Below are 20,880 nucleotides of genomic sequence, written 5' to 3'. Positions count from 1 at the left end.
GGAACGGGCGCATGGACGAAGGCAGATGATGCGCCGATTCGGGATCGGTCAACAGGCGGCGCGATGGATCGCCTCGAGCACGCCATCGCGCGCCGCCGCGGCGGCGGGCAAGGCGTGCACGGTCGCGCCCAGCGGGGCGGCGCCGAACCAGGCCAGCGACGGCGCCAAGGCGGCCACCTCGCCCAGGATCAGCAGCGCCGGCGAGCTCACGGCATGGGCTGCGGCTCGCTCGGCAAGGTTGCCCAGCACGCCGCAGACCACGCGCTGGTTCGGCAGCGAGCCGTTTTCGATCAGGGCGAACGGCGTGGACGCAGCGCGTCCGTGTTCGACCAGGCGCGCCTGCAGGGTCGCCAGCTCGTTCACGCCCATGTAGATCGCCAGCGTCTGCCGCTCCTGCGCCAGCGCAGGCCAGTCCACGGTGTCGTGCGAATCGCGGCAATGCGCAGTGACGAAGCGCACTGACTGGGCGCGCTCGCGATGAGTCAGCGGCACCCCCGAGTACGCCGCGCAGGCCACGGCGGCGGTGATGCCGGGCACCACTTCGAAAGGAATCGCGTGGGCGTGCAGGAACTCCAGCTCCTCGCCGCCGCGACCGAACACGAACGGGTCGCCGCCCTTCAGCCGCACCACCCGCTTGCCGGCACGCGCATGCTCCAGCAGCAAGGCGTGGATCGCCTCCTGCGTGGCGTGGTGCCGGCCGGCCTGCTTGCCGACGTCGATCCGCTCGGCATCGCGCCGGGCCAGCGCCAGCACGCCGGCACCGACCAGCCGGTCGTGCAGGATCACGTCGGCCTCGTTGAGCGCGCGCAATGCACGCAAGGTCAACAGGCCCGGATCGCCGGGGCCGGCGCCCACCAGCACCACCGAACCGGTGGCCGGCGACGGCGTATCGGCGAGAGCATGTTCCGCCGCCGCCTGCGCCTCGCCATCTCGCTGCTGGCGCAACAATTGCGCCACCGGCCCGGCCAGCAGGCTGTCGTAGAAGGCGCGTCGTGCCGCCAGTGCGGGAAAACGGGCACGAATGCGCGGGCGCAGCCGGGCCATCAGCCGGGCCAGCGCGCCCAGCGAATCATCCAGCAGCGCTTCCAGCCGCTCGCGCAGCAGGCGCGAGAGCATCGGCGCCTCGCCGCCGCTGGAGATCGCGATGGTCAGCGGTGCGCGGTCGATCACCGCCGGCACGTGGAAGCTGGACAGCGCCGCATCGTCGACCACGTTGACGAAGATCCGGCGCAACTCGCCCAGACTGGCCACCAGCGCGTTGATCTCGCGATCGGGCGTGGCCGCCACCACCAGCCACACGCGCTCCAGCCAGCTCTCGCGGAACGGATCGGTGCGATGGGCGATACGGCCCTGCCGCACCCAGCGCTGCAGGCGCGGCGTGAGGCTGGGCGCGTTCACCGTCACCTGCGCCCGAGCCTGCAGCAGTGCTGCCACCTTGCGCTCGGCCACCGCGCCGCCGCCGACCACCAGCACGGCGCGCTGCGACAACGAGGCAAAGATCGGGTAGAGCTTCATGCGCGGGAATGGCCGGAGCAAGGGGTTCGCCTACGCTACGAAGCCGCCGCCGGCACCACAAATGATTTGCGCCTTGGTGCTTATGCCGTCGCGGCATGACCGGCAGGCCTGATTGACATGCAACACGAATGGACGTATAGACGTCCAATATGAAAGTATGTCATTCCATCGACAAGGGTATCCGTGGCGACCGGCCAGGGGCTCGTCACGTCGGCGGCCGGGGGATTGCACGATGTATGCGCAGCTGCATCGCCCATCCGTCCCCCGACCATCGCCCACGGACTCCTGCCCATGACGCTTACCCAGCTGCGCCATCTCATCGCCATCGCCGACTCCGGCCTCAACATCACCCTGGCGGCCGAGCGCGTGCATGCCACCCAGCCCGGGCTCAGCAAGCAGCTGCGCCAGCTTGAGGACGAGCTGGGTTTTCAGCTCTTCGTGCGCAAGGGCAAGAGCCTGGATGCGGTGACCCACGCGGGCGAGCAGGTGATCGAACGGGCGCGGATCATCCTGGCCGAGGCAACCAACATCCGCGCGATCGCCGCGAACCTGCGCAACGAGGCCCACGGCGAGCTGCGCATCGCCACCACGCATACCCAGGCTCGCTTCGCCCTGCCCGCGGCAATCGCCGCGCTCAATGCCAGCTTCCCCCAGGTCAGCGTGCATCTGGAGCCGACCCGCGACGCCGACGTGCTGGCCCGGCTGGAAGCCGGTCAGGTCGATCTGGCCATTATCAGCAGCGCCGGCAGCGCGCCGGCCGTCGGCATGGCTTTTGCCGCCTATCGCTGGCAACGGGTGATCGTCACCCCGCGCGACCATCCGCTGGCGCGGCGCGCCGCCGCGCCCACGCTGACCGAGCTGGCGGGCCTGCCGCTGGTCAGCTACGACTCCTCGCTGCGGCCGGAGTCGTCCTTGCGCCGCGCGTTCGAGGAGGCCGGGCTGTCACCGCAGATCGCGATGACTGCCGGTGACGCCGACCTGATCAAGACCTACGTGCGCGCCGGCATGGGTGTGGGCATCCTCGCCGAAATGGCCATGCAGCCCGGCGACGCCGACCTGCTCGCGCTGCCCGCCGATGCGTTGTTCGCGCCGTGCACGACCTGGGTGGTACTGCGCCGGGACAGCGTGCCGCGTGAGTACACGCTGGCCTTCATCCACCAGTTTGCACCCCATCTCGGTCGCCACGAACTGCGCCGCGCGCTGGCCGGCGAACCACCGCGCGACGGCTGGGCCGAGGTGCCGCACTGGCGCGAACGTCAGCGGTCGCCTGCCGCGCAAGTCGCCTGACGCTCCTGGTCGGGCCCGCTCCCGCAAGGACGGCTGACGATGCCGTGACGGCCGCGCGCCATCTCACCCGGTGAGACGCGCACGCGGCCTAATCCGCGGACCTTCGCGCGGAGCCTGCCGATGAACACATTACCCGACCGCTACGCCAGCGACGACCTCGTGCTGGACGGGCCGGGCGACGGCCGCAGCCTGGCCCGGCGGCTGTCGAAGCGCTATGCCGCGCGGATCACCGGCGCCTTCGTGGTGCCCGGTCGGGAGGGCACGTTCGCGCCGCTGCCCGACGATCTCCCCGATGCGCTGGCCGGGGCGCTGCGCACGCGCGGCATCGAGCAGCTCTACAGCCATCAGGCCGAGGCATGGCAAGCCACGCGGGCAGGCGCGCACGTGGCCATCGTCACGCCCACCGCCTCGGGCAAGTCGCTGTGCTACACGCTGCCGGTCATCAGCGCTGCCATGACCGATCACGCCAAGGCGCTGTACCTGTTCCCCACCAAGGCGCTGGCGCAGGACCAGGTGGCCGAGCTGCTGGAGCTGAACCGGGCCGGTGCGCTGGGGGTGAAGGCATTCACCTTCGATGGCGACACGCCCGGCGATGCGCGACAGGCGATCCGCCTGCATGGCGACATCGTGGTCAGCAATCCGGACATGCTGCACCAGGGCATCCTGCCGCATCACACCAAGTGGGCGCAGTTCTTCGAGAACCTGCGCTACGTGGTGATCGATGAGGTGCACACGTATCGCGGCGTGTTCGGCTCGCACGTGGCCAACGTGATCCGCCGGCTCAAGCGTGTCTGCGCGTTCTACGGCGTCACCCCGCAGTTCATCCTGTGCTCGGCCACCATCGGCAATCCGCGGGAACACGCCGAGGCGCTGATCGAGGATGCGGTCACCGCGATCACCGAAAGCGGTGCGCCCAGCGGCGACCAGCACGTGCTGCTGTGGAACCCGCCGGTGGTGAACCCCGACCTTGGTCTGCGCGCCTCGGCGCGCTCGCAGACCAACCGCATCGCGCGGCTGGCGATCAAGAGCGGCATGAAGACGCTGGTGTTCGCCCAGTCGCGCAGCATGGTCGAGGTGCTCACCAAGTACCTCAAGGACGTGTTCGACCACGACCCGCGCAAGCGCCCGCGCATCCGCGCCTACCGCGGCGGTTACCTGCCGAAGGAGCGCCGCGCGGCCGAACGGGCGATGCGCGAAGGCAGCATCGACGGCATCGTCAGCACCTCGGCGCTGGAGCTGGGCGTGGACATCGGTTCGCTCGACGTGGTGGTGCTGAACGGCTACCCCGGTTCGGTCGCCGCGACGTGGCAGCGCTTCGGCCGCGCCGGCCGACGCCAGCAATCGGCGCTTGGCGTGCTGGTGGCCAGCTCCGATCCGCTGGACCAGTACCTGGTGCGGCATCCGGAGTTCTTCCAGGGCGCTTCGCCGGAGCACGCGCGCATCCAGCCCGATCAACCGCTGATCCTGCTCGACCACATCCGTTGCGCCGCGTTCGAGCTGCCGTTCACCGGCGACGAGATGTTCGGCACCGAGGTCGCCACGCCGTGGCTCGACCTGCTGCGCGAGGAAGGCGTGCTGCACCGCGAGGGCGATCGCTGGGAATGGATCGCCGACAGCTACCCGGCCATCGCGGTGTCGCTGCGCTCGGTGGCCGACGGCAACTTCGTGGTGGTCGATCGCACCGACGGCCGCCAGACCATCATCGCCGAAGTCGACTACTCCGCCGCCGCGGTCACCTTGTACGAAGGCGCGATCCACATGGTGCAGTCGCTGCCCTACCAGGTGGAGAAGCTGGACTGGGAAGGCCGCAAGGCCTACGTCACGCGCACCAGCGTCGACTACTACACCGACGCCATCGACTACACCCGGCTCAAGGTGCTGGACTGTTTCGACAGCGCGCACGCCGGCTGCGGTCAGGCCCATCACGGCGAGGTGCACGTGGTGCGCCGGGTGCCCGGCTACAAGAAGATCCGCTTCTATTCGCACGAGAACATCGGCTACGGCCCGATCAACCTGCCCGACCAGGAACTGCACACCACGGCGGTGTGGTGGCAGCTGCCGCAGATGGTGCTGGAAGCCGCGTTCGAGCAACGCCAGCAGGCGCTCGACGGTTTCCTCGGCGCGGCGTACGCGCTGCACATCGTCGCCACCGTGGCGGTGATGGCCGAGGCGCGCGACCTGCAGAAAGCCGTGGGCTCGGGCGACGGCGCCTGGTTCGCCAGCACCGACCTCCACGGTCGCGGCCAGCTGCGCGGCAGCGATGGCCAGCCCGCCGCGCTGGCGCCGGATGCGCCGTTCACGCCCACCGTCTACCTGTACGACGCGTTCCCCGGCGGCATCGGACACAGCGAACCGCTGTTCCGGCGTCGCGAGGACTTGCTGGCGCAATCGGTCAGCCTGATCGAACGCTGCGACTGCCGCGCCGGCTGCCCCGCCTGTGTCGGCCCGGTACTGGCGACGGACGAGCAGACCGCCGACGATCCGGCCGTCGCCACGCCCAAGGCCCTCGCCCTGCGCGTGCTCGCGCTGCTGGTGGCGTTGTGAGCGTGAACCCGCTCATCGCGAAGCTGCGCCAGCTGCGCACCGAGGCGGGACAAGCCCACGCCGCCGTGCCTGCCCGCCATGCGCTGGATGCAGCGACGCCGGGAACCCCCCGCGTCGCGTCGCCCTCTTCCGCGATGGCGCCCGAGCTGCGCCGGCTGCTCCAGCGCCACGCCCGGCTCAAGCGCGGCACCGCCGCGGTGCCGTCATCCCGCGACCGCGAGGTGCCCGGCTTCGAACTTTCCCCCGGCCTGCGCTACACCGAGGCGTTTGCCGACTGGCTCGTTCCGCCGCCGGTCATCGACGCCGGCTTCGCCCGCATGGAACCCGTGCACCACGATCGCCTGCTGCACTTCGACACCGAGACCACCGGCCTGGCCGGCGGCACCGGGACCCGCGCCTTCATGATCGGCGCGGCCGACTGGCAGGGTGGCCGCCTGCGCATCCGCCAGCTCACCATCACCACCATGGCGGCGGAGACCGCCATGCTGCGCACCTTCGCCGGCTGGCTGGACGAGGACACCGTGCTCGTCAGCTATAACGGCAAGTGCTACGACGCGCCGCTGCTGGCAACGCGCTACCGTCTCGCCCGCCTGCCGAACCCGCTGGCCGGCCGCGGCCACCTGGACCTGCTGCATCCGGTGCGCCGCCACTGGAAACACCAGTGGCCGAACTGTCGCCTCGCCACCGCCGAGCGCCAGCTGCTCGGCGTCGTGCGCGAGGACGACCTGCCCGGCGCGGAGGCCCCCGCCGCCTGGCTCACCTACCTGCGCGGCGGCTCCGCCCGCAACCTGCGCCGCGTCGCCGCGCACAACGCGCAGGATCTGAAAAGCCTGGCCGGGGTGCTGCTGCATATGGCCGGGATGGCCGCGCCCACAGCAGAGGCCCGAGCGCGGACACGATGCATCACGCGATAATCCGGGACCGTCTCCCGAGGGAAAATCATGGCAACCGACAAGCGTTTCGTGGATTACGTGCTTGAACAGGCCGACCTCGGCGAGGCGCTCACATACAAGCGGATGTTTGGCGAATACGCGCTCTACCACGCAGGGAAGGTCACGGCTTTTGCCTGCGACAACCGCCTCTTCATCAAACCCACTTCAGCGTCGCAGGCGCTGGCTCCCGGGCTGCCGCAGGGCCAACCGTATCCCGATACCAAGATGTATCCGATCGCCGACGAGCTGCTGGACGACCCGGAAGCATTGAGGGAGTTGCTGGTGGCTACATCTGCCGCGCTGCCTTTGCCGAAGCCGGGAAAGAAGCGGGGCAAGCGCAGCGAATAAGTGGCTGTCGTCGAGTCGCAAGAACCGGCGGGCAGTGCCCGCCCTGCATCCCGGTGACAAGCCTGGCCGGAGCGTTGCCGCACATGGCAAACATGCAGACAACATGACCGGCAGGCAGCATGAGGGTAATCCGCGTCCCGCTGCGATCGGCCTTCAGCGCCGGCCCGATTCGACGACAGGTTTGCCGCCTGCCATCTTGAAATCGAATACGTACCAGAGGCTGAAAGGTTTCTGCGTCACCTCATACGTGCCATCGCCCCGCGGATGCCGCACCCACATCGGCGTGAACGTCCATTGCATGACCGCCTGCTCGACTGCAGCCTCGAACAAGGCATGCGCCGGACCATCCGCAGTGCCGGGCTGCGGGTGCACGGCCTGGACGCGGCCGTTCTCGTCCATCACCAGCTGCACCACGACAGTGACCGGCGCAGCGCCCGGGCGAACCAGGGTGGGCGGGTACACCGGCGAGACCTGCTTGTCCAGCACGGGCTTCACCGCCGTATCCCCGGGTTGCAAGGTGTAATGCGGTGCGCTCGCAGGCGACGCCATCTCCGCGTAACTGGTCCGGGGCTCCCCAACCGGCTTGCGTTCCTCTTGCGTACTGCAGCCGCAAACCACGGTGGCAACGAAGGTCCACAACACGAGCACCGGCCAGCTCGACGACACCTGCATGTCCAACCTCCATGATCGAATCAGAATGCGGTTGGGGCGACCCGTCGCCCGCGCGTCAAAATGACAGGGCACCTGCCCATGCGCAATACGGGAAGGATCGAAGATACCGGCGCCCCACCCTTCGACTTCGACCCCGCGGGCCTGCACTCAGGGAGAACGGCATGGGCCACCACACCCCCCGTTCGCACTGAGCTCGACTTGGAACAGCAAGCGGCGTCGAAGTGCACGCGCAATGCACCACCCTTGGCCCACGGGGCTGCGCACTTGCGCTCAGGCAAAACGACACAAGGCGCCGGGTGAAGCCCGGATGGCGCGGACTCAGCCCGCGCCGATCACCACCGGTTCCGGCTCCAGCCGCACGCCGAATTTCCCGTGCACGCCGTCCATCACCTGTTGCGCCAGCGCCCACAACTGCGGGCCATTGGCGTGGCCGTGGTTGACCAGCACCAGCGCGTGGCGGTTGGAGATGCCGGCGTCGCCTTCGCGTAGCCCCTTGAAGCCGGCCGCCTCGATCATCCACGCGGCGGAAATCTTGCGGCGACCGTCACGCTGCGGCCAGGCCGGCAGGTCGGAGTGCTCGCGCTGCAATGCTTCCGCCACGGAAGCATCGACGATCGGATTCTTGAAGAAGCTGCCGGCGTTGCCGATCACCGCGGGGTCAGGCAGCTTGCGCGTGCGCAGGCGTACCACCGCCTCGGCGACGTGGAACGGCGCAGGCTTGTCCACGCCCATCCGCGCCAGTTCCTCGTCGATGCCGGCGTAGTCGGTGCGTAACGGCCGGCTGCGCGGCAGCACGAAGCGCACCGCGGTGACGATGTAGCGGCCGGGCTCGTGCTTGAACAGCGAGTCGCGATAGGCGAACGCGCAGGTGGCGTGGCCCAGCGTCACCACGCGATGCTCGCGCAGGTCCCAGGCTTCGACGCTTTCGATGAACTCGGCCACCTCGCAGCCGTAGGCGCCGATGTTCTGGATCGGTGCGGCGCCGACGGTGCCGGGGATCAGGATCAGGTTCTCCAGCCCCGCGTAGCCCTGCCCCAACGTCCAGCGCACGAAATCGTCCCAGCGCTCGCCCGCGGCCACCGCGATGCGCGCGCTGTCGCCGTCACTTTCAACTTGCACGCCGCGCGTCGACATCCGCAGCACGGTGCCGTGGAAATCGTCGGTGAACAGCACGTTGCTGCCCTCGCCGAGCACCAGCAGCCGCCCCTGGCGGATCGCCGGGAAGTCCAGCAGCTCGGGCAACTTTCCCGCATCGCGGATGTCGGCGAGCAGGTTCGCCCGGGCATCGACGCGCAAGGTGTTGAGCCGCGCCAGCGACGCGTTCTCGGTGAGCGTGTAGCCGCCCATGTCCACGCGCTCAGACGCCATCGACTGACGCCTCGCGCTGGCGGCGGATCTCGTTGACGCATTCGGCCACCAGGTGCGGGCCGCGATAGATCAGGCCCGAATAGAGCTGCACCAGCGAGGCGCCGGCGTCGAGCTTTTCCACCGCGTCGCTGCCGTCGAGGATGCCGCCCACGCCGATCAGCGGGATGCGCTCGCCCAGGCGCTGGCGCATGCCGGCCAGCACGGCGGTGGAACGCTCGAACAGCGGCTTGCCGGAGAGCCCTCCTGCCTCGCCGCCGCGCGGGTCGTCCGCCACCGTGGCGCGGTCGGTCGTGGTGTTGGTGCAGATCACGCCGTCGATGCCGGTACGCAGCAGCACCTCGGCCATCGCATCGAGCTCGACCCCGGATAGGTCCGGCGCGATCTTCAGCAGCATCGGCTTGCGCCGACCGTGCTGCGAGCCCAGCCGCTCCTGCGCGGCGCGCAGGAGCGAGATGAACTTGTACAGCGTGGCCTGTTCCTGCAGGTCGCGCAGGCCCTGGGTGTTGGGCGAGGAAATGTTCACCGTGACGTAGCTGGCCAGCTCATGCACCTTGGTCAGGCAGGCCAGGTAGTCGTTGACCGCCTTGTCGTTCGGCGTGTCCTTGTTCTTGCCGATGTTGATGCCGAGCACGCCGTGGTAGCTCGACTGCTGCACGTTGCGCACCAGCGCGTCGACACCGCCGTTGTTGAAGCCCATGCGGTTGATGATCGCCTCGTGTGCGGGCAGCCGGAACAGGCGCGGTTTCGCATTGCCAGGCTGCGGCAGCGGCGTGACCGTGCCCACCTCGATGAAGCCGAAACCCAGTGTGTTCAGCGCATCGAGATGCTCGGCGTTCTTGTCCAGCCCCGCGGCAAGGCCGACCGGATTGGGAAACTCGAGGCCGAACGCACGCACCGGCAGGTCGGCCGGCACGGTGGCGAGGCGATGGGCGAAACCGCTGCGCTGGGCCACGCCCAGCCCGTACAGGGTCAGCCGGTGGGCCGACTCCGCCTCGAGCGAGAACAGCAGCGGACGCAGGATGTCGTAGAGGGCCAAATCGAAACGCCGGCAGTCGTGGAATGTCGCGCAGTTTAGCGTGCCGTGCAGCGCGCCGAAGGCGGCTGGGTCACGCTCAGCCGGCCAGCAGCTGGCCGCCGTCCACCACCAGGGTCTGGCCGGTGATCCAGCCGGCCCACGGCGAGGCGAGGAACAGCGCGGCGTGCGCGATCTCCTCCGGCTGGCCGTAGCGGCCGAACGGGATCTTCGCCAGCACCTCGGCGTAGCGCGTCGGATCATCCTTGCGGCATTGGTCCCACAGGCCACCGGGAAACTCGATCGAGCCCGGCGCGATCGCGTTGACGCGGATGCGCCTGGGCGCCAGTGCCTGCGCCTGGGACGTCGTGTAATGGCTCAACGCGGCCTTCAAGGCGGCATACGACGGCCCGCCCGGACGGGGGCGCAGCGCCGAGATCGAACTGGTGTGCAGGATGCACGGATGCGCCGACCCGGCCAGGTGCGGCAGCGCGGCCCGCGAGGCGCGCACGGCCGCCATCAGGTCCACGTTGAAGTTGGCCAGCCAGTCCTCGTCCTCGTCGCGGAAGCCGTAGCCGCTGGCGTTGTTGACCAGCACGTCGATGCCGCCCAGCGCGCTCGCCGCGTCGTCGACCCAGGCCTGGATGGCCGTCGCTTGCGCCAGGTCGACGGATTGCGCGTGCACGGTCACGTCGTGGGCGGCGATCTGCAGGCGCGTTTTCTCCAGTGCCGCCGCGCCGCGTGCGCAGATCGACACCGCGGCGCCGGCCTGGGCGAAACCCAGCGCGATGCTGCGGCCGATGCCGCGGCTGCCGCCGGCCACCAGCACGCGCCAGCCATGAAAATCGAACGGCGGCGGCGCACTCACCATCCGTGCCAGCCGCCGAGCGCGAAACCGAAGAACAGCACCGCGATCACCAAGGACACGAACAGCACCGACAGCAGCAGTTGCACGTAGCCAAGCACCAGCCCGGCAACCGCCATGCCGTCACCTTCGGGGCGGTGCTCCGGATGGCTGTTGCGGATCTCGCTGCGCGCGAGGTGTCCGCAGACGATGGCCACCACCGCGCCGAAGAACGGCAGCACGCACCAGGCCAGGATGCCGAACACCAGGCTCACCACCGCCAGCGTGCTGGTCGGGGCGGCGGCGCGATAGGACACGGGATCGTTCATCGGCTTGCTCGCGGAATGCGCCGGGTCGGCGTCGAGAGCATCGTAGCGTGATCGCCCGCGGCCGGCGAACCGGCCACGAGCCTGTTGCCGGTACTTACAAGTCGAACTTGATGCCCTGCGCCAGCGGCAGCGAATCGGAGTAGTTGATGGTGTTGGTCTGGCGGCGCATGTAGACCTTCCACGCGTCCGAGCCGGACTCGCGGCCGCCGCCGGTTTCCTTCTCGCCGCCGAACGCGCCGCCGATCTCGGCGCCGGAGGTGCCGATGTTGACGTTGGCGATGCCGCAGTCCGAGCCGGCCGCGGAAAGGTACTTCTCGGCCGACTTCAGGTTCTGCGTGAAGATCGCCGAGGACAGGCCCTGCGGCACGTCGTTCTGCGCTTCGATCGCCTCGTCGAGATGCTTGAACTTCATCACGTAGAGGATCGGCGCGAAGGTTTCGGTCTGCACGACTTCATCGGCGTTCTTCAGGCCGGTGATGATGGTCGGCAGCACGAAGTTGCCCTTGCGGTCGGTCAGCGCCGCGCCGCCGGTGGCCACCGTGCCGCCAGCCGCCTTCGCCTTCTCGATCGCGGCGAGATAACCCTGCACCGCGTCCTGGCTGTTCAACGGGCCCATCAGCGTGGTGGCCAGCGTCGGGTCGCCGATCTTGCCCTCGACCTGCTTGTAGGCCTTGACCAGCGTGTCGAGCACGCTGTCGTGGATGGATTCATGCACGAACAGGCGGCGCGTGCTGGTGCAGCGCTGGCCGGCGGTGCCGACCGCGCCGAACACGATGCCCGGAATCGCCAGCTTGAGGTCGGCCGACTCGTCCAGGATGATCGCGTTGTTGCCGCCCAGCTCCAGCAGCGAGCGGCCCATGCGCTGCGCCACGCGCTCGCCGACCATGCGGCCGACCTTGGTCGAGCCGGTGAAGCTGATCAGCGGGATGCGCTTGTCGTCGACGAAGGCCTGCGCCAGGTCGCTGCCGGCGTCGTTGAACAGGAAGAACAGGTCGGGGTAGCCGCCGTTTTTCAGCGCCTCGTTGCAGATCCTGATCGCGGCGATCGCCGACAACGGCGTTTTCGGCGAGGGCTTCCAGATGCAGATGTCGCCGCAGGCGGCAGCCAGCATCGCATTCCAGGCCCACACCGCGACCGGGAAGTTGAACGCGCTGATGATGCCGACGATGCCCAGCGGGTGGTACTGCTCGTACATGCGGTGGCCGGCGCGCTCCGAGTGCATGGTGTAGCCGTACAGCATGCGGCTCTGGCCGACCGCGAAGTCGGCGATGTCGATCATCTCCTGCACTTCGCCGTCGCCCTCGGGCTTGATCTTGCCCATCTCCAGCGCGACCAGCGAACCCAGTGCGTCCTTGTGCTTGCGCAGCGCCTCGCCGCACAGCCGCACGGCTTCGCCGCGCTGCGGCGCCGGCGTGGTGCGCCACACCTTGAACGCTTCCTGCGCACGCTTGACGATGACCTCGTAGTCGGCGGCGCTGGAGGCATGCACCGTCGCAATCACCTCGCCGGTGGCCGGATTCACCGGCTGCAGGGCGCCGGCATCGGTGGTCTTCGACCACTCGCCCTGGCCGAGATAGGTACCCGAATGTTCGGTACCGATACCGAGCGACTTGAGGATGGCATGCGACATACGTGGCTCCTGGTCGTGCGGCGCCCGCCGGCGCCGTGGATGAAGTAGGCAATTGGCCATTCTAGCAGGGTGGCAGGAATGGCTTCTTCCCTGCGCGCTGGCGAGGATCGGGTGGGTCGCTCTCGGCCCCGGTTTGCAGCGACCCTGCGCGCGCCCCCGCAATCTGCCTCCGCAAGCTGAAGGGAGGAGCAGAACCGCGCGATCCATGCGAAAATCGCCTCCCCGCCCTCGTAGCTCAGTTGGATAGAGCGGCCCCCTCCTAAGGGGCAGGTCGGACGTTCGAATCGTCTCGGGGGCACCAATCGCAGCGAACGCAAGGGTCGGCCATGTCGGCCCTTGTGCGTTTCAGGAACTGCACGACAGCATCGAGCAACCCGCCTTGTGCCGCGCCCAGTCCGGCCGCCTCGAAGCAAATGCCTCGTGGCCGGGCTGGTCATCGTACGGATGGCGCATCACGTCGAGCAGCTCGCGGATGCCGGAAGGATCGCCCGCGCTTGCCTGGTCGATCACCTGTTGCGCGAGGTAATTGCGCAGCACGTAGCGTGGATTGACCGCCCGCATGCGCGCGCGGCGCACGTCGGCCGAAAGCGGATCGTCGATGAGCCGGGCGGCATAGCGCACCAGCCAGTCGGCAAGCGCCGGCTCGGTTTCGCGCCGTTTCGCCTCATCGTAGAAGGCATCGTCCATCGACTGCAGGGTTGGCCTCGCCGGATCGATGTCGGCGAGTGCGCGGAACCACAGCGTCATGTCGATTTCGGCCGACGCCATCAGCGCATGAAGATCCTGCATCAGCGCCACATCCGCGTCACGGCACTCGGCCAGCCCGAGCTTGCGCGCGATGTTGACGCGATCCGCGGCGGCGTAGGCCTCGGCGTAGCGGTCGAGTCCGGCCTGCAACGGCGCCACGTCGTCGAACAGCGGCGCCAATGCCGCGGCCAACCGGCTCAGGTTCCACCACGCCACGTTCGGCTGCTGGCCGTAGCGGTAGCGGCGGCGCTGCGCGTCGGTGGTGTTCGGCGTCCAGTCCGGGTCGAAGTTGTCGACCCAGCCGTAGGGGCCGTAGTCGATGGTGAGGCCGAGGATCGACATGTTGTCGGTGTTCATCACGCCATGCACGAAGCCCACCCGCATCCAGTGCGCGATCATCGTGGCTGTGCGTTCGCAGACCTGGGCGAACCACTCGGCATGCAGCGCCTCGCCCTGCCCCGACAGCTCCGGAAAGTCGCGCCTGATGGTGAAATCGACCAACTGCCGCAACAGCGCGGCATCGCCGCGCGAGGTCGGCAGCTCGAAATTGCCGAAGCGGATGAACGAAGGCGCCGCACGGCAGACGATGGCGCCGGGCTCGGGCGCGGCGTGGCCGTCGTAGAACATGTCGCGCAGCACCGGCTCGCCGGTTTCGAGCAGGCACAGGGCGCGCGTGGTCGGCACGCCGAGGTGGTGCATCGCCTCGCTGCACAGGAACTCGCGCACCGACGAACGCAGCACCGCGCGACCGTCGGCGCCGCGCGAGTACGGCGTCTGGCCCGCTCCCTTCAACTGCAACTCCCAACGTTCGCCAGCGGCGCTGATCACCTCGCCCAGCGAAATTGCACGGCCATCGCCGAGCTGGCCGGCCCAGTTGCCGAACTGGTGGCCACCGTAATTGGCCGCCCACGGCTGCATGCCTCCGAGCAAGGCATTGCCGCCGAACACCCGGGCGAATTCGTCGCTGGCGACATCCGCCTCGCTGAAACCCAGTGACGCCGCCATCTCCGCCGAATGCGCCAGCAGTCGCGGCGCGGCCACCGGCGTCGGATCGACCCGCGAGTACAGCGCCCCCTCGACCTGGCGCAGCCGCGCACCTGCCTCCTGGTCCCCGGGCAGCTCGTGCACGAACGCGTTGTCGAAACGAAGCTTGAACATCGGCATACCCGACCGATTGTAGGTGAGCAGCCTGTCCACAAGGGACTTCCTTTGGTCGCGCGCGATACTTTTGCGTCACGTGATGAAGAGCATCGTGCACAGGGTGTGCCCCTACAAGCATGGCGCTACGGCGTCGGCATCGCGGACAGCTATAGTCGGCGCGCCCAGCCTGCGAGAAGCGCATGAACGACACACCCGCCGACCTCAACGCCGACGCCCTGCCCGAAGACGCGCCCTGCCTCGCCGCCACCACGCGCTGGATCGAGCGCGCGGTGATCGGGCTGAACCTGTGCCCGTTTGCCCGCGCGCCCCACGCGCAGGGCAAGCTGCGGCTGCGGGTAAGCCACGCACGCGATACCGATGCGTTGCTCGACGACCTGTGTGGCGAACTGCAATCGCTGAACGCCCTGACGCCGGAGGAATGCGAGACCGGCCTGCTGATCCACCCGTTCGTGCTGAACGACTTCCTCGACTACAACGATTTTCTCGACGTGGCCGATGCCGCGGTGCAGACGCTGGGGCTCGAAGGCGAATGGCAGGTGGCCGGCTTCCATCCGCAATACCAGTTCGCTCACAGCGCCGACGACGCGATCGAGAACTTCAGCAACCGCTCGCCCTTTCCCACCCTGCACCTGCTGCGCGAAGCTAGCGTGGAACGCGCGATGGAACAGATGAGCGACACCGACGCGATCTACCGGCGCAACATCGAGACACTGCGGCGGCTGGGTGTCGAGGGTTGGCAGGAGCTGTGGCGCGGCGAAACCGGCTGAACTTGCGCCACCACACGGCGTTCATGCCCGCCGTGCCATGCTGGCGCGTGAATAACATTCCCGACCCTCATAGCGACCCTTACAGCGAAAGCATCGACCCCGGCGTGCAATGCACGACCTGCGAGGCCGTGTGCTGCCGTCTCACCGTGGTATTGATGCCCGAAGACCACGTGCCCGCCTGGCTGGTCGATCACGACGCACACGGCATGGAAATCCTGGCCAAGGGCGAAGACGGCTGGTGTGCCGCGGTGGACCCGAACACCTCCCGCTGCACCATCTACGAAGACCGCCCCGCGATTTGCCGCAAGTACGCCATGGGCAGCCCGAGCTGCCGCGACGAGCGCCACAAATGGTTCGGCAACGTCATCCCCACGGCGGTGCACGTGCTGTAGGGCGGGCGCCGCCCGCCATCGGATTGCAAAACAGCCGGCGGGCCTACGCGAAAATCAGCGCGACCTCGGCGGCATCGAGGGCGCGCCATTCGCCGGGCCGCAGGTTCCCCAAGGCGAGTCCACCGACTGAAATCCGCTGCAGCGTTTCCACGTGGTTGCCCACCGCAGCGAACATCCGGCGAACCTGGTGATAGCGGCCCTCAGTGACGGTCAGGCGGGCATGCCGCGGCCCCAGCACATCGAGTGTCGCCGGTGCCAGCGGTTCCTTCTCCGATTCCAGCAGCAGCGTGCCGCTGGCGAACAGCGCGCCCTCGTCGCCGCGCAGATCCTGTGCGAGGGTGGCCTCGTACACCTTGGCCACCTGCGCCTTCGGCGAAATGATCCGGTGCAGCAGCGGGCCGTCGTCGGTGAACAGCAGCAAACCGGAGGTGTCGCGGTCCAGTCGCCCCACGGTGGACAGCGCGGGCGTACGCACGCTGTAGCGCGGCGGCAGCAGGTCGTAGACGATGCGGCCCGGGTCCTTGCGCGAGCAGGTGACACCGAGCGGCTTGTTCAACATCAGCACCAGGCCAGGCGGCGGGTCCAGCGGCTCGTCGTCGACGCGGACGGTTTCCAGCGGCACCACGTCGTCGGCGTAGAGCACCTCGCCATCGGCGTCGGTGATGCGACCGCTGCGGAACAGCCGGGTCACGTCCTTGCGACTGCCGTAGCCGAGGTTGGCGATCAGCTTGACCAGTTTCATGCGTGTACTCCGGTGGCCTCGATCACCTTGAATCCTTCCTGCGTCGCCAGCGTGCGCACGGTCTCGAAGCGCTGGCCCAGGTGCGCCTCGTACGGCAGGTGCCGATTCGCCACCAGCAGCAGGCAGCCGTCCGGTCGCAGCGCATCCGCTGCACTGGTGATGAAGGCGCGGCCCAGCTCCGGCAGGTCCGCGCGGCCCTGGTGGAATGGCGGATTGCTGACGATGGCATCGTAGCGTTCGGACAAGCCGCGGGTCACGTCGTGCCAGTGCACGTTCACCGCCAGCTCGCGACCAGCATCGCGTTGTGCCCGCGCCAGGTTGACGCGCGCCGGCTCCAGCGCGCGCGCCTCGGCCTCGTACAGGTCGATCGCCGAGACCCGCGGGCAACGCGCGATCAGCTGGCAGGCGAGGTAACCGTAACCGGCGCCGAGGTCCGCCACCCGACCGTGCAGCTCCACCGGCAGGTGTTCGGCCAGCAGCGCCGAGGCGCGGTCGACGCGGTCCCAGGCGAACAGCCCCGGCCGGCTGACGTAGCCGCCGGCAATCTCGCGTGGTGCATCCAGTGCCAGCCATGGCTTCAGCAACGCCTGGTCGATGGCAGCGTCGTCCCGCGCGGCCCAGACCACGCGGCATTTGTGCTTGGACAGTTGCTGCACGGGGCCGGCAAGCCTCTGCAGATCCGCCTCACCGGATTTCGCCCCCTCGGCATTGGCCATTGCCGCCAGCACGGTGCCGCCCGGTGCGGTGTGCTGCAGCGCCCGGGCGAACAGCGCGCGCGCCTCGTCGCGCTGGCGCGGCGGCAGCACCAGCACCAGCGCGAAACGTTCGTCGGCCGCCGGTTCGCCGACGTGCAGGCCCTGTCGCGCCAGCTCCTCCGCGAACGGCAGGAAACCCTGCTCGCACAACCAGCCCGGCTGCGCCAGCTCGCGCAGGCGCACATTGGCGCGCGCACGCAAGAACAGCACCCGGCCATCCGCGGGCAAACTCAACCGCGCCGTCTCGAACGGCACGAACAACGCCGCCAGCGCTGCGCTGGGGGTCGCGAATACTCCCGCCATGCTCACTCGATGTCCTGACCCGGGAAACAGGCGCGCAGTGTATCGCGGCGCCTTTGCGCGCCTGCCGCCTGCACGGTGCTCAAGGCCGAGCGGCGGTACCCGGTGACGCCGGCAATTCGTCCAGCATCTGTTGCGCCAACGGGCCGTAGCCTTCGTCGAAATGATGGCCACCCTGCTTGGCGTGCACGGTGACCCACGTCGGCAGACCGGGCTGGTCGCACAGACTGTCGGCCGCATCGTCCAGGCCGTAGTAGCACACCACTGGCGGCTGGTCGTGCAACGCCCGCAGCGGCGGCAGCGGGTCGTGATGATCGATCGGGTTGATCCACTGCAACGCGTCCTTGAGGCGCTCCTTGAACCAGCCCTGTTCGATCATGTAACCCTGCAGCTCGATCTCGAAGGTCACGTCGCGGCTGGGTGAGAGCAGCACCATCTGGGTGATCCGCGCACGGTTCTCGGCGCCGAGCTGGTCGGTGATGGTGGGCAGCACGTCGGCGCCGAACGAAAAGCCGATCAGCCAGATCCGCCGCTTGCCCCACGCATCGAGCTGCTTCGTCATCAACGCATCCAGTTCGCGCGCAGTCTGCCGCGGGTCGTGCCCGCGCCAGTAGTACTTGAACGAGTTGATGCCGAGCACCGGCACGCCGCGGTCGATCAAGGCGATGCCCAGGCGCCGATCCACGTCGGCCCAGCCGCCGTCGCCGGAGACGATCACCGCCATCACGTCGTCCTTCCCCTCCGGCGGTGCGACGGCATGCGCGGCCACCGGCCAGACCACGGCCGCATCGGCCAGGCTGACCGACGACCAGGGCCGCCACGCCAGCAAGGCGCCAAGCACACCAAGCACCAGCACACCGGCCAGCCAGGTCTTCCATCGTCTCATCGGCGCACGACTCCTCCCAATCCGCCGGCGATCAGGCTGGCCACGTTGGCCAGGATCATCGGCAAGGCGATGCCGCGGGGCACCGCCATGTAGCGCGGCTCCCACTGCGGGTCGAACTTCTGCTTGTAGCGTTGCAGGCCGCGGAAGTTGTAGAAGCGCTCGCCGCGGCCGAACACCATCGCGCCGAACCGGTTCCACCATGGCGCATGCCGCCGGCTGTGCAGCCCGGCCAGCGGCGCCATGCCGAGGTTGAACCAGCGGTAGCCCTCGGCGCGCGCCCACAGCATCAGCTCCACGAACAGGTAGTCCATGATGCCGGCCGGGGCGTCCGGGCGATGGCGCATCAGATCGACCGATGCCTCTTCACGGGTGTCGCTGAGCAGCAGGTTGGCGAATGCCACCAGCTCATCGCCCTGCCACACCAGCGCCATCGGCGTGCGCGCCAGGTAGTGCGGGTCGAAGGCACCGAGCGAGAAGCGCTTTTCGCGCACGTGCTTGTCGCGCAGCCAGGCGTCCGACACCGGCCGCAGCTTCGGCAGCAGGCCGGCCACCGCGTCGGCCGGCACGATCTCCAGGCGCAGGCCGTCGCGCTGCAGCCTGTTGACCGTGTTGCGCAGCACCTTCTTCGACTTGCCGTCGAGGTTGAAGGCATCCAGTCGCACCCGCGCCTCTTCGCCGATCTTAAGCAGGTTCAGGCCCACCTCCAGGTACAGGTCGAGGTTGGCCGGGCTGACCTGGTAGAACACCGGCCAGCCACCCGCTCGCTCGCACTGTTCGAGGAAGGTCCACACCAGCTCGCGCCGTGCGGCCTCGTCGGTGCCCACCGGATCGCCCATCGCGACCCAACTGCGTCCGATCGTGTCGAACATCACGAAGGCCTTGTGCTCGTCGTCGAACAGCAAGGTCTTGTCGCCCATCAGGGCCAGGTGTGCCTGCGCCGAGGGAAACTGCTTGATCAGCGGCAGCGCCTGCGCCAACTCGGCCTCGCCGGGTCGTTCGCGCTGCAGTTTCTGCGGACGGATCAGGCTGGCCGCCGCGAACAGCATGCCGGTGACGGCCGCGGCCACCAGCGCGCGCAGCGCGCGCGGCGCGCCGCCGTGTTGCAGGCTGAACTGCCACCACAGGTCGGCGCTGTAGTCGACGTGCTTGTAGCTGAACACCACCAGCCACGCCGCGCAGCCCAGCGTCGCCACGATCGCCACGATCCAGCCCACGCCGAAGCTGGTGCTGAACAGCGACGCGCGCCGATGGAACAACCGGTGGGCCGGCGCCAGCGCCAGCGCCAGCAAGGTCATCAGCGCGGCCTCCTCGTAGTCGATGCCCTTGAGCAGCGAGAACACCGCGCCGGCCAGCAGCAACACCAGGGTCAGCCAGTAGGCGGCATCCAGCCGGCGTTGCAGGCCGCGCGCCAGGATCAGCAGCAGCATGCCGATCACGCTGGCCAGCAGGTGCGAAACCTCCAGCACCGACAGCGGCAACAGCTCGCCGAGGATCGCCATGCGCACCGGCAGCGCGCGGGTCGCGCCGGAGAACAGCAGCACCGCCCCGCAGACCAGGGTCAGGCCGGCGAAGAACGAAGGCAGCAAGCCGGTGAACCATGGCGCCAGCACGGCCTTGCGGCGCCAGCCCTGCGCCTCGCGCTGCAGCACCAGCACGGCGGCGGCGCACAGCGGCAGCAGGTAATAGATCACCCGGTACGCGGCCAGCGCACCGAGGATCGGTGCCGTCAGCTGCGCGTTGCCGGTGGCGCCGAAGCCGGCCAGCATCACCGCCTCGAACACGCCCAGCCCGCCGGGCACGTGGCTCACCAGGCCGACGATCTGGGCGATCACGAAGATCGCCAGGAAGTGCCCGAAGCCGTTGTTCAACGCATCCGGCATCAGCACGTAAAGCACCGCGGCAGCGAGGCCCCAGTCGCAGGCGCCGACCAGGATCTGTTTCAACGCGGTGCCCACCGAAGGCAGCGTCACGCGCCAGCGCCAGATGCGCAGCGGGCGATGGATCAATCCGCCAGCCAGCCACGCCAGCGGCAGTGCGACCAGCACCGCGCCCAACGGCTGGCTCAGACCGGCCAGCGGCAGCTCCGGCGGCAGCGGCACCCACAACAAGGTGGTGCCGGTGAGCGCCAGCAGGCCGAGCCAGAAGCTGCTGGTGCAGAACAGCACCACGCGGGCGATCTCGCCGTTGCCCAGCCCGTTCTGCACGTAGAAGCGATAGCGGATCGAACCGGACACCAGCAGCGACATGCCCAGGGCGTTGCTGAAGGCGTAGCTGATGAAGGAAATCAGGCCGACCCGCCGCCACGGCAGCCGACGTCCGATCGCGGCCAGCGCCAGGCGGTCGTACATCGTCATCACCGCGTAGCCGGCCAGGGTAAACAGCGCCGCCAGGCCCAGGCGTTCGTGCGACAGCCCCTGCACGTACTGGCGCACCTGGTGGTAATTCACCTCGCGCGCCAGCAGATGCAGGGCGAACAGCGCCAGGCACAGCATGCCCACCGAGAACAGCGGGCCGGCGATGTGGCGCAACCACGCGACCCTCTGGCTGGGGCCATCGGGAATCCCGTCCGCGCGCGGCGCCCGTTCGACTTGTTCCTGCACCACGCGGCTCGCATCCCCCCGGAAAGGCCGCCAGTTTAGGGCCAGTCGC

General features: G+C 68.8%; 18 protein-coding genes and 1 tRNA gene. 7 read left to right on the top strand and 12 right to left on the bottom strand.

Going from position 1 to position 20,880, the window contains the following annotated elements; all coding sequences use genetic code 11:
* Positions 1-48 precede the first annotated feature (48 nt).
* On the bottom strand, positions 49-1,515 hold the full coding sequence (gene cysG, locus ACVCL9_RS04600) for a siroheme synthase CysG (protein ID WP_447098957.1): 1,467 nt from the start codon (positions 1,513-1,515) through the stop codon (positions 49-51).
* Positions 1,516-1,806: 291 nt separating this feature from the next.
* Between cysG and ACVCL9_RS04595 the strand changes: the two genes are divergently transcribed.
* The 4 genes from ACVCL9_RS04595 to ACVCL9_RS04580 all read left to right on the top strand — a co-directional run bounded on the left by ACVCL9_RS04595 (position 1,807) and on the right by ACVCL9_RS04580 (position 6,626).
* Entirely contained in the window at positions 1,807-2,802 is a 996-nt protein-coding gene (locus tag ACVCL9_RS04595; RefSeq protein ID WP_395118387.1) for a LysR substrate-binding domain-containing protein, read from the top strand.
* A 120-nt stretch (positions 2,803-2,922) separates the two neighbouring features.
* Entirely contained in the window at positions 2,923-5,346 is a 2,424-nt protein-coding gene (locus ACVCL9_RS04590) for a DEAD/DEAH box helicase (protein ID WP_447098958.1), read from the top strand.
* A 2-nt stretch (positions 5,347-5,348) separates the two neighbouring features.
* Positions 5,349-6,260, top strand: a complete 912-nt coding sequence (locus ACVCL9_RS04585; RefSeq protein WP_447098959.1) for a ribonuclease H-like domain-containing protein — start codon at positions 5,349-5,351, stop codon at positions 6,258-6,260.
* A gap of 27 nt (positions 6,261-6,287) precedes the next feature.
* Complete coding sequence (locus ACVCL9_RS04580; RefSeq protein ID WP_447098960.1) at positions 6,288-6,626, top strand: TfoX/Sxy family protein; 339 nt, start codon at positions 6,288-6,290, stop codon at positions 6,624-6,626.
* A gap of 153 nt (positions 6,627-6,779) precedes the next feature.
* Here ACVCL9_RS04580 and ACVCL9_RS04575 read toward each other — a convergent pair whose 3' ends face one another.
* From ACVCL9_RS04575 to amaB, 6 genes are all read right to left on the bottom strand, one after another.
* Entirely contained in the window at positions 6,780-7,298 is a 519-nt protein-coding gene (locus tag ACVCL9_RS04575) for an energy transducer TonB (RefSeq protein WP_447098961.1), read from the bottom strand.
* Positions 7,299-7,616: 318 nt separating this feature from the next.
* A complete protein-coding gene (gene murB / locus ACVCL9_RS04570; RefSeq protein ID WP_447099455.1) occupies positions 7,617-8,645 on the bottom strand; it encodes a UDP-N-acetylmuramate dehydrogenase in 1,029 nt (342 codons plus the stop codon).
* A 10-nt stretch (positions 8,646-8,655) separates the two neighbouring features.
* Positions 8,656-9,702 (bottom strand): quinone-dependent dihydroorotate dehydrogenase, encoded by a 1,047-nt coding sequence (locus tag ACVCL9_RS04565; protein WP_447098962.1) that lies wholly within the window; start codon positions 9,700-9,702, stop codon positions 8,656-8,658.
* 76 nt (positions 9,703-9,778) lie between these two features.
* Positions 9,779-10,549, bottom strand: coding sequence for an SDR family NAD(P)-dependent oxidoreductase (locus tag ACVCL9_RS04560; RefSeq protein WP_447098963.1), 771 nt, complete (start codon positions 10,547-10,549; stop codon positions 9,779-9,781).
* A complete protein-coding gene (locus ACVCL9_RS04555) occupies positions 10,543-10,851 on the bottom strand; it encodes a DUF4190 domain-containing protein (RefSeq protein WP_395118375.1) in 309 nt (102 codons plus the stop codon). The genes ACVCL9_RS04560 and ACVCL9_RS04555 overlap by 7 nt, the downstream gene beginning before the upstream one ends.
* A 94-nt stretch (positions 10,852-10,945) precedes the next feature.
* On the bottom strand, positions 10,946-12,481 hold the full coding sequence (gene amaB / locus ACVCL9_RS04550) for an L-piperidine-6-carboxylate dehydrogenase (RefSeq protein WP_447098964.1): 1,536 nt from the start codon (positions 12,479-12,481) through the stop codon (positions 10,946-10,948).
* A gap of 224 nt (positions 12,482-12,705) precedes the next feature.
* On the opposite strand from amaB, the gene ACVCL9_RS04545 reads away from it, so the two are divergent.
* Positions 12,706-12,782, top strand: a tRNA-Arg gene (locus ACVCL9_RS04545).
* Between the two features lie 44 nt (positions 12,783-12,826).
* On the opposite strand, the gene ACVCL9_RS04540 is transcribed toward ACVCL9_RS04545, so the two are convergent.
* Complete coding sequence (locus ACVCL9_RS04540; protein ID WP_447098965.1) at positions 12,827-14,386, bottom strand: protein adenylyltransferase SelO; 1,560 nt, start codon at positions 14,384-14,386, stop codon at positions 12,827-12,829.
* Positions 14,387-14,568: 182 nt separating this feature from the next.
* Here ACVCL9_RS04540 and ACVCL9_RS04535 point away from each other — a divergent pair, with 182 nt between their 5' ends.
* The gene (locus tag ACVCL9_RS04535; protein WP_447098966.1) at positions 14,569-15,156 is read left to right on the top strand and encodes a DUF1415 domain-containing protein; all 588 of its coding nucleotides are present in this window, start codon (positions 14,569-14,571) and stop codon (positions 15,154-15,156) included.
* A 47-nt stretch (positions 15,157-15,203) separates the two neighbouring features.
* The gene (locus ACVCL9_RS04530) at positions 15,204-15,548 is read left to right on the top strand and encodes a YkgJ family cysteine cluster protein (RefSeq protein WP_395118367.1); all 345 of its coding nucleotides are present in this window, start codon (positions 15,204-15,206) and stop codon (positions 15,546-15,548) included.
* Positions 15,549-15,591: 43 nt separating this feature from the next.
* Here ACVCL9_RS04530 and ACVCL9_RS04525 read toward each other — a convergent pair whose 3' ends face one another.
* The 4 genes from ACVCL9_RS04525 to mprF form a co-directional block, all read right to left on the bottom strand.
* A complete protein-coding gene (locus tag ACVCL9_RS04525) occupies positions 15,592-16,290 on the bottom strand; it encodes a pseudouridine synthase (RefSeq protein WP_447098967.1) in 699 nt (232 codons plus the stop codon).
* Positions 16,287-17,348 (bottom strand): class I SAM-dependent methyltransferase, encoded by a 1,062-nt coding sequence (locus ACVCL9_RS04520; RefSeq protein ID WP_447098968.1) that lies wholly within the window; start codon positions 17,346-17,348, stop codon positions 16,287-16,289. Before ACVCL9_RS04520 ends, ACVCL9_RS04525 begins: the two co-directional genes overlap by 4 nt.
* Before the next feature lie 79 nt (positions 17,349-17,427).
* On the bottom strand, positions 17,428-18,231 hold the full coding sequence (locus tag ACVCL9_RS04515) for an AcvB/VirJ family lysyl-phosphatidylglycerol hydrolase (protein WP_447098969.1): 804 nt from the start codon (positions 18,229-18,231) through the stop codon (positions 17,428-17,430).
* Positions 18,228-20,834, bottom strand: a complete 2,607-nt coding sequence (mprF, locus tag ACVCL9_RS04510; protein WP_447098970.1) for a bifunctional lysylphosphatidylglycerol flippase/synthetase MprF — start codon at positions 20,832-20,834, stop codon at positions 18,228-18,230. The genes ACVCL9_RS04515 and mprF overlap by 4 nt, the downstream gene beginning before the upstream one ends.
* Positions 20,835-20,880 lie beyond the last annotated feature (46 nt).

It is taken from the genome of Rhodanobacter sp. UC4438_H5, from assembly GCF_052978405.1.
The sequence above is the reverse complement of the archived record's forward strand: the minus strand, read 5'-3'. Positions and strand labels throughout refer to the sequence as shown.

Coding starts and splice junctions, on each gene's coding strand:
- cysG (WP_447098957.1), bottom strand. CDS start 1,515: ATGAAGCTCTACCCGATCTTTGCCTCGTTGTCGCAGCGCGCCGTGCTG.
- ACVCL9_RS04595 (WP_395118387.1), top strand. CDS start 1,807: ATGACGCTTACCCAGCTGCGCCATCTCATCGCCATCGCCGACTCCGGC.
- ACVCL9_RS04590 (WP_447098958.1), top strand. CDS start 2,923: ATGAACACATTACCCGACCGCTACGCCAGCGACGACCTCGTGCTGGAC.
- ACVCL9_RS04580 (WP_447098960.1), top strand. CDS start 6,288: ATGGCAACCGACAAGCGTTTCGTGGATTACGTGCTTGAACAGGCCGAC.
- ACVCL9_RS04575 (WP_447098961.1), bottom strand. CDS start 7,298: ATGCAGGTGTCGTCGAGCTGGCCGGTGCTCGTGTTGTGGACCTTCGTT.
- murB (WP_447099455.1), bottom strand. CDS start 8,645: ATGGGCGGCTACACGCTCACCGAGAACGCGTCGCTGGCGCGGCTCAAC.
- ACVCL9_RS04560 (WP_447098963.1), bottom strand. CDS start 10,549: ATGGTGAGTGCGCCGCCGCCGTTCGATTTTCATGGCTGGCGCGTGCTG.
- ACVCL9_RS04555 (WP_395118375.1), bottom strand. CDS start 10,851: ATGAACGATCCCGTGTCCTATCGCGCCGCCGCCCCGACCAGCACGCTG.
- amaB (WP_447098964.1), bottom strand. CDS start 12,481: ATGTCGCATGCCATCCTCAAGTCGCTCGGTATCGGTACCGAACATTCG.
- ACVCL9_RS04540 (WP_447098965.1), bottom strand. CDS start 14,386: ATGTTCAAGCTTCGTTTCGACAACGCGTTCGTGCACGAGCTGCCCGGG.
- ACVCL9_RS04535 (WP_447098966.1), top strand. CDS start 14,569: ATGAACGACACACCCGCCGACCTCAACGCCGACGCCCTGCCCGAAGAC.
- ACVCL9_RS04525 (WP_447098967.1), bottom strand. CDS start 16,290: ATGAAACTGGTCAAGCTGATCGCCAACCTCGGCTACGGCAGTCGCAAG.
- ACVCL9_RS04520 (WP_447098968.1), bottom strand. CDS start 17,348: ATGGCGGGAGTATTCGCGACCCCCAGCGCAGCGCTGGCGGCGTTGTTC.
- ACVCL9_RS04515 (WP_447098969.1), bottom strand. CDS start 18,231: ATGAGACGATGGAAGACCTGGCTGGCCGGTGTGCTGGTGCTTGGTGTG.